This window comes from Nocardiopsis sp. LDBS0036 (assembly GCF_041228755.1).
GTDB classification, from domain to species: domain Bacteria; phylum Actinomycetota; class Actinomycetes; order Streptosporangiales; family Streptosporangiaceae; genus Nocardiopsis; species Nocardiopsis dassonvillei.
In genome coordinates, this window is sequence record NZ_CP141103.1 from 5,295,558 (window position 1) to 5,308,545 (window position 12,988).

Here is a 12,988-nt window from a genome sequence, read left to right on the forward strand (position 1 = left end):
GCCCCGAGGGGTGCTGCTAGCCGCGGTCGATGGTGATGACCGGGGAGGTCCAGGTCTCCCAGTGGTCGGGGTTGTCCGGGTCGCCGAGCGCCTTGAGCGCGCGGGCCTCCAGGCGGTACTGGCCGTCCCGGACCGGGGTGATCCGGTCGTGGCGGTCCAGGACCGTGCCGTCCCACGCGTAGCTGAAGAACGACGTCCCGGTCGCGCTGCGGTTCACGTGGTCCACCGACACCCCGACGTTGCGGTCCGGGTGCACGGGGCGCCCGGTGCGCTCGTCGACGACGGTCATCTCCAGCAGCGTGACGTGGTGGTCGAAGTGCGCGATGACGTACGGGACGTCGGGCAGGCCGTCGACCCACTCCAGGGTGTAGGCGGCGCCCTCGGGCTGGTTCTCGAACGTGCCGCCGCCCTCGCCCACGCACTCCAGGCCGGAGAACGCGCCGCACTCGGTGATCCTGGTCAGCCACGGCAGTTCGAGCACGTTGCCGCTGCCGTCGGTGATCGGGGTCATGGCCTCGATCTGCTGGTAGTCGCCGTTGTAGGCGGCGTAGGGGACCCGGTAGGTCTCGCCGCCGGTCTCGGCCACGGAGACGTAGCCGCCGTAGATCATCTGCTGGAAGTCCTGGGCGGGCGGGGTGAAGGTCACCTGCACCTCGGCCGTGCCGCCCGGCGCGACGGTCACCTCGTCCCGGTCGAAGGCCACCTCGGCGGAGGCGTCGTTGTAACCGGGGGTGAAGGTGTTGCCGTGGGTGCCCAGAGCGCTTTCGTGGTCCAGGGTGTAGGTGGCCTCCTCGTCACCGTCGTTGGCGATGGTGATCGTCTCGGTCACCTCGCCCTCGGTGGCGCCCAGGGACAGCTTGCCCGGGGTCACGGCGGTGGTGGCCAGCACGGCGCCGGGCACGTCCATCATGCCCGCGCCCTGGCGGTGGACGTTGTCGGTGTAGCCCGCGTCGGGGTCACCCCACCAGGCCTTGGGGTCGGCGCTGTTCTGGAGGACGTCGCGCACCTCGTGCGCGCCGAGGTCGGGGCGGGCCTCCAGCAGCAGCGCGACGCCGCCCGCCACGTGCGGCGAGGACATCGAGGTGCCGCTGATGGTGGCGTAGCCGCCCTTGGCCATGGGGTAGGTGGAGTTGATCAGGCCGCCGGGCGCGCCGATGTCCGGCTTCAGGGCCAGGTCGGGGGACAGGCCGAAGGAGCTGAAGGAGCTGATCAGCCCGCCGGTCGGGTTGGGGATGGTGGTGCTCTCACCGGTCCAGGACAGGGTGACGGGCTCGTCGCCCTCCAGGAGTTCCAGCAGGTGGGCGCCGGAGGTGTCGGAGATCCCGATGGAGAACGCGCCCTGGTCGACGATGCCGCCGCCCGCGAACATGCCGGGGACGTTGTTGTACATCACCACGCCGGTGGCGCCCGCGGCCACGGCCGCGTCGTACTTCTCGGCGAAGGTGCACGCGCCGCGCACCATCAGGGCTGTTCTGCCCTCGGGGTCGGCCTCCAGTTCGTCGCCCAGGGACGGGCAGCCGCGTCCGACGTGGACGAGTTCGTCGGTCTCGCCCGAGGCGGGCGGCGGGGAGGCCTCGCCCATCTCCATGTAGGCCAGGGTCTCGCCGCTGGGGTTGGCGGTCGCCGACGCGGACCGGATGTGGGTGTTGTCGTAGGAGGCGACGCCGATCACGTCCTCGCCCAGGCCGGGGGCGCCCGCGGAGTACAGGCCGGTGTCGCCCTCGTTGCCGATGGAGGCGACCACGACCATGCCCTCGTCGACCAGGTTGTCGGAGGCGACCGCGGTGGGGTACTGCGGCCAGGAGTGCGCCGAGCCGATGCTCATGTTGAGCACGTCCATGTCGTCGGCCAGGGCCCGCTCCATGGCGGCGATCATGATGTCGGAGGTGGTGGAGCCCTCGCAGCCGAACACCTTGTAGGCGCCGAAGTCCACGCCGGGCGCCACACCGGTGACCTCGCCCCGGGCGCCGACGATCCCGGCCACGTGGGTGCCGTGGCCGTGGCAGTCCTGGGGGTCGTCGTCGGGGGCGGGCACGGTGGTGGGGTCACCCGCGTTGAAGTCGTCGCCGACGAAGTCGTACCCGGTGACCACCCTGTCGTTCGGGAAGCCGCCGCCGCCCAGGTCGGGGTGGGTGTAGTCGACGCCGGTGTCCATGACTGCCACGCGCAGTCCCTCGCCGGTGAGGCCGAGTTCGTTCTGGGCGATGTCGGACCCGGTCATCGGCAGCGCGGTGTCCAGGTCGGGGACGCTGGTGTCGCCCTCGGGGACCTCGTAGGTGACGACGGGGTAGATGGCGCTGACACCGGGGATCTCCCGTGCCGTGCCCACCTGTGCGTCGTCCATCTCCACGGAGAAGCCGTTCCAGAGGTCGCCGAACGAGTGCCGTTCGGTGTACTCCAGGCCCGACTCCTCGGCCTCGGCGCGGAACGCCTCGTGCTCGTTCTCGACCTGTGCCGAGGAGGTGCCGGCGGTGGTCGGGGGGCTCTCCAGTTCGATGAACCACAGGCCGTCCGCCTGGTGGGTCAGTTCGCCGTTCTCGGCGGAGGGGGCGGGGTGCAGGGGGGCGAGCTCGGAGGCGTCGTCGGCGCTGGCCGGTGCGGCCGCGACCAGGCCCGCGACGAGTGTCAACCCGGCGAGCGACGCCAGGCGCGTGCGGTGGGGTACCACCTTGTCAACACATCCCTTCTCGGTGCGCGCCTCAGGACACCGGGGGAGCGGGGGTACCCCACTGGGTAAGGCTGTGGTGCTCAGGGGGATACGCCGCTTAATGTCCGTCATCGGTTAGTCGGCGCGCATAGCAACGAGATCATTGCCGTGCGCCATGAAAGTGTCAATGCTCACCAAGGCTCAATCTGGACACACAGGGGCCTGAACCATCCCTCTGCTTTGCAGAAGTAATCAAAACCGGCATTCTTCTCTTTTTTCGCGAAAGCAATAAAAGATGCGAAAAAGGGTGGTCCGTTACCGTGCGGCGCCTTCCCTGCCGCCCTCGGTGAAGAGGCGCGGCCCCGCCGGAGAAAGCGCAGGCCAGAGTAGCCGTCGGGGTGACCGCGGGGGCATGCGGCGGGCCGAGTACGCTGGGGGTTCCGGGCCGCCCGCGGGCGGCCCGAACGGTGTCGACGGAGCGAAGTCCGGTGGCGCGGCCACAACCGGCCGTCCAACCCGGCGCTGTCCCGCAACTGTGAGGCCCCCTCGGGGGACGAGCCAGGTCGCCTCCCCGACACCGACGTCCCCGTCCTCGTGGGAAGGACAGGCCGCCTCCGTCGGGACCGCGCAGCTCCTTCCCCCCGCCCGACAAGGAGCACCGTGCGGACCGCACGCCACCTTTCCCCCGTCCTTCTCGGCGCCGTGCTCGCCCTGACCGCCTGCGGTGCACCGGACGGCGGCGAGCCCGAGGCCGAGCCCGCCACCGAGGCCGCCTCCGTCCCCTGCGGGCCCCCGGAGCCCGACCCCGAGCGCCTCTCCGTGGGCGACGGCACCTTCCCCGTCACCGTCACCGACGCCACCGGCGAGGTCACCGTCGAGGAGGCCCCCGAGCGGATCGTCTCCCTGTCGGCCAGCCACACCGAGATGCTCTTCGCCATCGGCGCGGGCGACCGGGTCGAGGCCGCCGACGAGTACTCCGACTACCCGGAGGAGGCCCCCACCACCTCGCTGAGCGGCTTCGAACCCAGCGTGGAGGCCATCACCGAGTACGACCCCGACCTGGTCCTGCTCGCCCGCAGCGCCGAGGCGACCGCCGCCCAGCTGGAGGACGTCGGCATCCCGTCGCTGGTCCTGGACGCCGCCCAGGACCTGGAGGACACCTACGCCCAGATCCGCATGCTCGGCGACGTCACCGGCCACACCGAGGAGGCCGACGCCGAGGCCGCGCGGGTCGAGGACGAGTTCAACGCGATCGTCGAGGGCGTGTGCGAGGAGACCGGCGACGCCGGCCTGTCCTTCTACCAGGAGCTCGACGAGACCTCCTACTCCGCCACCTCCGACACCTTCGTCGGCCAGATCTACGCGTCCTTCGGCCTGGTCAACATCGCCGACGAGGCCGACGCCGACGGGGCCTCGGGCGGCTACCCGCAGCTGTCCCAGGAGTACGTCGTGGAGCAGAACCCGGACCTGATCTTCCTGTCCTACGGGGACGAGTCGACGGTCGCCGACGTGGCCGGGCGCCCCGCCTTCGACACCGTCACCGCGGTGCGGAACGACGCCGTCTACCTGCTCGACGCCGACATCGCCTCCCGCTGGGGGCCGCGTGTGGTCGAGTTCGCCGAGCTGGTCGGCCGGGCCGTCACCGAGAACGCGGCGGACTGACGTGCGGGGCGGTGCCGGCTTCCCCCTGGGGTGGGTCGCGGGCGGGTCGGTCGCGCTGCTCGCGGCGGCCCTGCTCGGCGTCTCCGCCGGAGCGGCCTCCCTCTCCGCGGCCGACATCGCCCGGCACCTGCTCAGTCTCCTGCCGTTCGGTGCGCAGTCCCCCCTCACCGAACGGGAGGCGGCCGTCCTGGTGGAGCTGCGCCTTCCGCGCGTGGTGATGGGCGCGCTCGTCGGCGCCCTCCTGGCCACCGCGGGCGGCGCCTACCAGGGCGTGTTCCGCAACCCGCTGGCCGACCCCTACCTCCTCGGCGCCGCCGCCGGGGCCGGGCTCGGCGCGACGACGGTCATCGTCTTCGGCGCGCAGTTCAGCGACTCCCCGCGCGCCCTGGTCCCGGTCGCCGCGTTCGCCGGCGCCCTGCTCGGCGTGGCCGCCGCCTACCTGCTCGGGTCCACCGCGGGCGGGGGCGGCACCGCCGCGCTCGTCCTGGCGGGCGTGGCCGTCTCCTCGTTCCTGTCCGCCGCCCAGACCCTGGTCCAGCAGATGGGCGTGGACGAACTCCAGCGCATCTTCGCCTGGCTGCTCGGCGGACTCGGCAGGGGCGGCTGGGACGACGTGCGGCTGGTCGCCCCGTACGCGGTGGTCGGACTGGCCGTCCTGCTGGCCAGCGGTTACCTGCTGGACATGCTCGCCCTGGGCGACGACAAGGCGGTCAGCCTGGGACTGAACCCGGCCGCCGTGCGCATCGTGGTGATCGGCGCGGCGTCCCTGGCCACGGCCGCCGCCGTGTCGGTGAGCGGCCTGATCGGCTTCGTGGGGATCGTCGTCCCGCACGTCGTGCGCCGCCTGGTGGGCTCCAACTACCGGGCGATCCTGCCGGTCACCGTGCTCCTCGGCGGCGCCTTCCTGGTCCTGGTGGACATCGTCGCCCGGACGCTCATCGCCCCCGCGGAGCTGCCCATCGGCGTGGTCACCGCCTTCCTCGGCGCGCCCTTCTTCGTGCTCATCCTGCGCACCACGCGCCACCGCGGCACCTGAGTTCCCGCTGTCACCGGTGGTTCCGGGGCGCCCCGGAAGGGGAGGGGCCTACCGGTACCCGCTTCGTTCCCGGCGCGCCACCCGGCCGTGACGCGAACGCGTCGCACACTCTGGAACACTGGAAGGTGCTATGGACATCACCTTGCTCGTCGCCATCATCATCGCCGTCGTGCTCCTGGCCGCCGGTGGGTTCTTCCTGGTCACGACCCGGCGCTCGGTCGAACCGGGCAAGGACGAGACCGAACCCGAACCCACCGGCGCCGCCGCCGGGGCCACCGCCGTGGAGGACCGGGAGCGGGATCCGGGGACCGTCAGCACGCCCCCCGCCCAGGCGCCCCCGCCCGTGCGGGAGACCGTCGAGCCCGCCCCGCCGGAGCTGGAGACCCCGCCGCCCTCGGCCGGGCGCATGGTCCGCCTGCGCGCGCGGCTGGCCCGCTCGCAGAACGCCTTCGGCAAGGGGCTGCTCAACCTCCTGTCCTCCGACTCCCTGGACGAGGACACCTGGGAGGAGATCGAGGACACCCTCATCACCGCCGACATCGGTGTCGCCTCCGCCGCGCAGATCGTGGAGAACCTGCGCACGCGCGTCAAGGTCCTGGGAACCCGCGGCACGGAGGAGGTGCGGACGCTGCTGCGCGAGGAGCTGCTCGCCCAGATCACCACCGGGGCCGACCGCGCCGTGCGCACCGGCCCGCACGACGGACGCCCGGGCGTGGTCATGGTCGTCGGGGTCAACGGCACCGGCAAGACCACCACCACCGGCAAGCTGGCCCGCGTCCTGGTCGGCGACGGCCGCAGCGTCGTGCTCGGCGCCGCCGACACCTTCCGCGCCGCCGCCACCGAACAGCTGGAGACCTGGGGCAGCCGCGTGGGCGCCCCGGTCGTGCGCAAGGAGGAGGGCGCCGACCCCGCCAGCGTGGCCTTCGACGCCGTGGCGCGCGGCGTCGAGGAGGGGGCCGACACCGTCATCATCGACACCGCCGGACGCCTGCACACCAAGACCGGGCTCATGGACGAGCTGGGCAAGGTCAAGCGGGTGGTGGAGAAGAAGTCCCAGGTGGACGAGGTCCTGCTCGTCCTGGACGCGACCACCGGGCAGAACGGCCTGCGCCAGGCCCGGGTGTTCGGCGAGGTCGTCAACGTCACCGGCATCGCCCTGACCAAGCTCGACGGCACCGCCAAGGGCGGCATCATCGTGCAGGTCCAGCGCGAACTGGGCGTGCCGGTCAAGCTCGTCGGGCTCGGCGAGGGCCCCGACGACCTGGCGCCCTTCGACCCCGAGGTCTTCGTGGACGCGATCCTGTCCACGGAGTGACGGGGGACCCGACGACGCACGGCCGGACATCCGCACGGGTGTCCGGCCTTCTCGTGTCCGGCCCCTCGCGGCCGGGGCGGGTCCGCCGACGCGCGTCGCCGCCCGCGCCCCCGTCCGCCCCGCCCGTGTCCGGGGGCGGAACGCGGATGTGACGCACGACACGTGACGGAAACCCCGGCGCAACACGGGCGCGCCGGTACCTGACCGCGCCCGCGCCGAACCCGTGAGATGTGACCCTGCGTGCCCGCGGTGTCGCCCACCGGTGGTGTGACGGGGGTCGCTCTGTGCCGATGCACGTGCGTTCGCGCGGACTGGGGCTTCGGTTCATGGCGCCTTAACACTGCCGTCTGTCCTTTTACCGGCGCGCAACACACCGGGTCCTGGCGAGAAACACCCCGGTCCGACAGTTGCCTGCGTGGTGTTCTGCATCGGGCCCGATGATGCGCTCGCTGACCGCCGCCCTCACAGACACAATCCCCCGTCCGTCCTATGGAGGCGACGCAATGATTGACTCCGGCAACACGGCGTGGCTGCTGATCAGCGCAGCCCTCGTGATGCTCATGACCCCGGGCCTGGCCTTCTTCTACGGAGGCATGTCACGGGCCAAGAGCGTCCTCAACATGATGCTGATGAGCTTCGCGAGCATCGCGGTCGTGAGCGTGCTCTGGGTCGTCATCGGCCACTCGCTCACCTACTCCGACGGGCCCGGGGCGCTCGACACCTTCATCGGCGGCCTGGACTACGTCGGCCTGTCCAACCTGATCGGTGAGATCGAGCCCGCGGCCGAGGACGGCACCGGCGGCTACCCGCTGCTGGTCGACGCCGGGTTCCAGATGATGTTCGCGGTCATCACCGTGGCCCTCATCAGCGGCGCCATCGCCGACCGCGCCAAGTTCGGCGCCTGGCTGCTGTTCGTCCCGGTCTGGGCTCTCCTGGTCTACTTCCCCGTCGCCCACTGGGTCTGGGGCGAGGGCTGGATCGAGCAGCTGGAGATCGGCGGCTACACGGTCATCGACTTCGCGGGCGGCACCGCGGTGCACATCAACGCCGGCGCCGCCGCGCTGGCGCTGACCTTCGTCCTGGGCCGCCGCAAGGGCTTCGGCTCGGAGTCGATGCGCCCCCACAACCTGCCGTTCGTCCTGCTGGGCACCGCGCTCCTGTGGTTCGGCTGGTTCGGCTTCAACGCGGGCTCGGCCTACGCCGCCGACGGCACCGCCGCCCTGGCCCTGGTCAACACCCAGGTCGCCACCGCCGCCGCCACCGGCGCCTGGATGCTCGTCGAGCGCTTCCGCTACGGCAAGGTCAGCGCGCTGGGTTTCGCCTCCGGCGCCGTCGCGGGCCTGGTCGCCATCACCCCGGCCGCCGCCAACGTCACGCCGCTCGGCGCCATCGTCGTCGGCCTGCTCTCCGGTGCGGTCTGCGCCTACGCCATCAGCTGGAAGTTCAAGTTCAAGTACGACGACGCGCTCGACGTGGTGGGCATCCACATGGTCGGCGGTATCGTCGGCTCCCTGATCCTCGGCCTGGTCGCCGCGGGTGTGGCGGGCGGCTCCGACGGCCTGCTCTACGGCGGCGGCATCGGCCTGCTGGCCGTCCAGACCATCGCCGTCATCGGCGTCATGCTCTACTCCTTCGCCGTCACCTGGGTCATCGCCAAGGTCATCCACCTCGTCATCGGGTTCCGCATCCCCGAGGAGGTGGAGACCAACGGTCTGGACCACGAGCTGCACGCCGAGTCCGCCTACGCCTTCGACGAACTCGACGAGCTCGAGGACGCGACGGAAGCGGTCTCCCTGCCGACGCCTCCGGGCGGGGAGACGGCCTCGCCGAAGGCCAAGGCCTAGACCTCAGCGTCGAGGCCGCGGGCCTTGCGCCACTGATCCGGCGAGGTGTCCAGGGGCTGACGGAGAGAGATCTCCGTCAGCCCCGTTCGTGTGCTCAGCCACTTTTCATGGCATATATGGGCATTTCTGGCACCGTATTGGCTGTGGCCTGTGTATCCGTTCGGTACCCTCTGAGCGGTACGGCGGTAGAGCCCGGGCGCACGGCGCCCGACCGACGGCTCCGCCACGCGGGCGGCCCCGTTCCCGGCTCCCCCGAAAAGGGGCACGCGGCACAACCGGGAGCCGCGCATTCGCATCCCACACCAGGAACGGGTCGGGGACCGGCGCGTCCACCCCGCCGTCCACCCGGAAACCATGCTGATTCGTACAGTGCCCCACATGTCGGGGTCAGGAGGCAAGATGGCGCCGGTTAGTCACATCACGGGTCGCAGAGGCGGGCGCGTGGCCCTCGCCGCCGCGGGCGCGGTCGTCGCCCTCGGCTTGTCCGGCTGCTCCATCGACCTCAGCCACCTGCGCCCCGGGGGCGGCGGCGAGGAGGAGCCCAGCCCGGAGGCCGCCGAGCCGGTCGCCGCGGCGCCGCTGATGGAGCAGGCCCTGGCCGACCTGGCCGCCTACCCGGCGCTCACCGCCACCGGTCAGGTGGCCGAGAGCGTCGGCTCCGCCGACGTGCGCGACGCCTCGCTGACCGTCGCCGACGGCGGCACGGCCAGCGGCACCATCCGCGCCAACGGCATCGAGGCCGAGCTGATCAGCGCGGACGGCAGGATGTTCCTGCGGGCCGCGGAGGACTTCTGGCTCGACCAGGGCGTCTTCAGCCCCGACTTCGACGACTTCGACGGGAACTGGGTGCGGGCCTCCTCGGCCCAGGCCGGGTTCAACCCGAGCGTCTCCCTGGCCCCGCCGGAGCTCTCCGCCATCCTGGGCGGCATCGAGCTGGACTCGGAGGAGGCCGTCGAGGAGAACCTGGATGGCACGCTCACCTACCGGATCGACCTGGCGGGCGAGCGCAACCAGGTCTGGATCAACGCCGAGACCAGCCAGATCCAGCGCATCGCCATCGAGGAGCTCGTCCCCGAGGAGGCCGAGACCGGCCCCCAGGTCCGCCTGGACCTGGCCGAGGCCGAGACCGCCGCCGTCGAGGAGCTCTACGACGGCGTCACCGCCGCCACCGAGGAGGAGCTGACCTCCTCCCGGGACGCCCGCATCGAGGTCGGCTGGGAGGGCAGCCCCTCCATGACGTGCGAGGACGGCCCCAACTGCACCTGGACCGGGACCGTGCGCGACGCGGGCGGAGACGGCAGCGGCGAGGTGGCCGTGAGCATGGCCGTCACCTTCAGCAACGCCGACATCGGCGAGCAGACCTGCGAGGACAGCGGCACCCTGGAGGCGGGCGGCACGCTGGAGCTCTCGTGCAGCGCCGACTACAACATCGTCAGCTCCGTCCAGCAGACCTACCCGATCGACGGTGAGGCCCAGCTGTCCACGCGCGGCCTGACCGGCGGCCAGCAGGAGGAGATGCTGGCCGCCCTTTCCGAGCAGCGCGAGGCCACCCTGTCGGGCGGGGCCTCCCCCTCCGAGGAGGCGTCGGAGACGGCCGAGGAAGAGGGCAACTAGAGGTACCGGCGGGGCCGCGGCCCCGAGCGCACGGCTGCCGAGGGCGGGGACGGTGTTCCCGCCCTCGGCCGTGTCCGGACCCGCCCGCCGAGGGATACTGCAAGGTGGTCCCGGCCGGTAGGCTGGGAGACCAACTCCGAGACGAAGGACTGGCCACACTCGTGTTCGAGACGCTTTCCGACCGGCTGACATCGGTCTTCTCCTCGCTGCGCGGTAAAGGGCGCCTGTCCGAGGAGGACATCAACGCGACCGCGCGGGAGATCCGTCTCGCGCTGCTGGAGGCGGACGTCGCGCTGCCGGTGGTCCGCGAGTTCATCGCGCGGATCAAGGAGCGCGCCCGGGGCGAGGAGGTCTCCAAGGCCCTCAACCCGGCCCAGCAGGTCATCAAGATCGTCAACGAGGAACTGGTCGGGATCCTCGGCGGCGAGACCCGGCAGATCCGCTTCGCCAAGAACCCGCCGACCGTGATCATGCTCGCGGGTCTCCAGGGCGCCGGTAAGACCACCCTGGCGGGCAAGCTCGCCCGGTGGCTGGCCGCCGACCGCAACACGCCGCTGCTGGTCGCCGCCGACCTCCAGCGCCCCAACGCCGTCACGCAGCTCCAGGTGGTCGGTGAGCGCGCCGGGACCCCCGTGTTCGCGCCCGAGCCCGGCAACGGCGTCGGCGACCCCGTCCAGGTCGCCCGCCAGTCCGTCGAGCACGCCCGCCGCAACAACCACAACGTGGTGATCATCGACACCGCTGGCCGCCTCGGCGTGGACAGCGAGATGATGCAGCAGGCCGCGGACATTCGCGACGCGGTCAACCCGGACGAGATCCTCTTCGTCGTCGACGCGATGATCGGCCAGGACGCGGTCAACACCGCGCAGGCCTTCCTCGACGGGGTCGGCTACGACGCGGTCGCGCTCACCAAGCTCGACGGCGACGCGCGCGGCGGCGCGGCCCTGTCCATCCGCCACATCACCGGCCGCCCCATCATGTTCGCGTCCACCGGCGAGAAGCTGGAGGACTTCGACCTCTTCCACCCGGACCGGATGGCCTCGCGCATCCTGGACATGGGTGACGTCCTCACCCTCATCGAACAGGCCCAGCGCACGTTCGACGAGGCCGAGGTCGAGAAGATGGCCTCGACCATGGCGTCGGACGAGGACTTCACGCTCGACGACTTCCTCCAGCAGATGCAGATGGTCCGCAAGCTCGGCCCGATCGGCAACCTGCTCGGCATGATGCCCGGCATGGGCCAGATGCGCGAGCAGATCGACAGCATCGACGACAAGGACCTGGACCGCATCCAGGCCGTCATCCAGTCGATGACCCCGGGCGAGCGCGCCAACCCCAAGATGATCAACGGCTCGCGCCGCCTGCGCATCGCCAACGGTTCGGGCACCCAGGTCAGCGATGTCAACGGCCTGGTCACCCGCTTCTTCGAGGCGCAGAAGATGATGCGCAAGATGAAGAGCGGCGGCATGCCGGGTATGCCCGGGATGCCGGGCATGGGCGGCGGTGCCAACCGCAAGAAGGCCAAGGCCCAGGCCAAGAAGGCCAAGAAGGGCAAGCAGCGCAGCGGCAACCCGATGAAGGCCCGCCAGCAGGAGGCCGACCGCGCGGCCGAGCGCCAGCGCCGCCAGGAGGAGGGCGGCCAGCAGCCGCCGCAGCTGCCCCCGGGCCTGGGAGGCGGCGGCCAGCCCACGCTCCCGCCCGGCTTCGGCGGCCCCAACATGCCCGACCTGTCCAACTTCAAGCTGCCCAAGCAGTAGGCGCGGCCGGTAGCGGCCCTCGCGCCCGTCGGCCGACGGGCGGAGCGCTACCATGCGTGTGGCGCGACCGACCGCACCGCGGACGCGGACGGGCCCACGGCCCGGATCGCGTGCCCGCCTCCCCGGAGGCGGGCGGTCGGCGCCGCCCGGGAGACCGGGCGGGGCGGCCCGTCCACGTTCCGGGGACGGGCCGCCTCCGCGTCCGCCGCCCATCCGTGCACAGATGTTCCGGTGTCGTGTCCGGGGAACACGTCCGCGTCTGGCACAATGAGTAGTCGACTAACGGTGCCGGGCCAGCCCTCTAACTAGCCCGCCACCCACGTCTGTCCCGTCGGGTGCCGCAACCCCACGTGGTTTCGCCGCCGGGCGCCTTACACCGTTAATCGGGAGAAGACCACTCCAGTGGCTGTCAAACTGAAGCTCAAGCGTATGGGCAAGATCCGTACGCCCCAGTACCGCATCATCGTCGCCGACGCCCGCACCAAGCGGGACGGCAAGGCGATCGAGGAGATCGGCAAGTACCACCCCAAGGAGCACCCGAGCCTCATCGAGGTCGACTCCGAGCGGGTCCAGTACTGGCTGTCCGTGGGCGCCCAGCCCTCCGACGCGGTCAAGGTCCTCCTGCGCAAGAGCGGTGACTGGCAGAAGTTCAAGGGCCTGCCCGCCCCGGCTCCGCTCCAGGTCGCCGAGGCCAAGGACCCCGAGGCCAAGGAAGCCGCCTTCCAGGCCGCTCTGAAGGAGCTCGTGCTCCCCGGCGCCGAGGGCAAGGGCAAGGGCCGCAAGTCCGAGAAGAAGGCGGACAAGGCGGACAAGCCCGCCGAGACCGCCGAGACCACCGAGACTGAGAAGTCCGAGGGCGAGGCCTGACGTGCTGGAAGAGGCGCTTGAGCACCTCGTGAAGGGGATCGTTGCGAACTCCGACGACGTCCAGGTGAGAGCCAAGCGGCTCCGCAAGGGCAAAGTCCTGGAGGTCCGGGTCCATCCCGACGACCTCGGCAAGGTGATCGGCCGCAACGGCCGCACCGCCAAGTCCCTGCGGACCGTCATCGGCGCCCTGGCCGGGGGCCGCTACGTCCGCGTGGACCTGCTGGACCTGCACGAAGTGCGCTGACG

The 12,988-nt window shown here is 71.4% G+C and carries 9 protein-coding genes; 8 read left to right on the forward strand and 1 reads right to left on the reverse strand.

Going from position 1 to position 12,988, the window contains the following annotated elements:
* Positions 1 to 16: 16 nt before the first annotated feature.
* Positions 17 to 2,668 carry a S8 family serine peptidase gene (locus UIS43_RS22670; protein WP_013151274.1) on the reverse strand — a complete coding sequence of 884 codons (2,652 nt, stop codon included), beginning with the start codon at positions 2,666 to 2,668 and terminating at the stop codon, positions 17 to 19.
* Positions 2,669 to 3,307: 639 nt separating this feature from the next.
* On the opposite strand from UIS43_RS22670, the gene UIS43_RS22675 reads away from it, so the two are divergent.
* From UIS43_RS22675 to UIS43_RS22710, 8 genes are all read left to right on the forward strand, one after another.
* On the forward strand, positions 3,308 to 4,309 hold the full coding sequence (locus tag UIS43_RS22675; protein WP_358170959.1) for an ABC transporter substrate-binding protein: 1,002 nt from the start codon (positions 3,308 to 3,310) through the stop codon (positions 4,307 to 4,309).
* A gap of 1 nt (position 4,310) precedes the next feature.
* Positions 4,311 to 5,345: an iron ABC transporter permease gene (locus UIS43_RS22680; protein WP_013151276.1), complete on the forward strand. Its 1,035-nt coding sequence runs from the start codon at positions 4,311 to 4,313 to the stop codon at positions 5,343 to 5,345.
* A gap of 130 nt (positions 5,346 to 5,475) precedes the next feature.
* A complete protein-coding gene (gene ftsY, locus UIS43_RS22685; protein ID WP_013151277.1) occupies positions 5,476 to 6,660 on the forward strand; it encodes a signal recognition particle-docking protein FtsY in 1,185 nt (394 codons plus the stop codon).
* A 503-nt stretch (positions 6,661 to 7,163) separates the two neighbouring features.
* Positions 7,164 to 8,504: an ammonium transporter gene (locus tag UIS43_RS22690; protein ID WP_370011643.1), complete on the forward strand. Its 1,341-nt coding sequence runs from the start codon at positions 7,164 to 7,166 to the stop codon at positions 8,502 to 8,504.
* Positions 8,505 to 8,903: 399 nt separating this feature from the next.
* Positions 8,904 to 10,118 carry a hypothetical protein gene (locus tag UIS43_RS22695; protein ID WP_013151279.1) on the forward strand — a complete coding sequence of 405 codons (1,215 nt, stop codon included), beginning with the start codon at positions 8,904 to 8,906 and terminating at the stop codon, positions 10,116 to 10,118.
* A gap of 161 nt (positions 10,119 to 10,279) precedes the next feature.
* Positions 10,280 to 11,875: a signal recognition particle protein gene (gene ffh / locus UIS43_RS22700; RefSeq protein WP_013151280.1), complete on the forward strand. Its 1,596-nt coding sequence runs from the start codon at positions 10,280 to 10,282 to the stop codon at positions 11,873 to 11,875.
* Positions 11,876 to 12,277: 402 nt separating this feature from the next.
* Positions 12,278 to 12,742, forward strand: a complete 465-nt coding sequence (rpsP, locus tag UIS43_RS22705; RefSeq protein ID WP_013151281.1) for a 30S ribosomal protein S16 — start codon at positions 12,278 to 12,280, stop codon at positions 12,740 to 12,742.
* A gap of 1 nt (position 12,743) precedes the next feature.
* Entirely contained in the window at positions 12,744 to 12,986 is a 243-nt protein-coding gene (locus UIS43_RS22710) for an RNA-binding protein (protein WP_013151282.1), read from the forward strand.
* The last annotated feature ends 2 nt before the right edge of the window (positions 12,987 to 12,988 follow it).

Coding starts and splice junctions, on each gene's coding strand:
- ftsY (WP_013151277.1), top strand. CDS start 5,476: ATGGACATCACCTTGCTCGTCGCCATCATCATCGCCGTCGTGCTCCTG.
- UIS43_RS22690 (WP_370011643.1), top strand. CDS start 7,164: ATGATTGACTCCGGCAACACGGCGTGGCTGCTGATCAGCGCAGCCCTC.
- UIS43_RS22695 (WP_013151279.1), top strand. CDS start 8,904: ATGGCGCCGGTTAGTCACATCACGGGTCGCAGAGGCGGGCGCGTGGCC.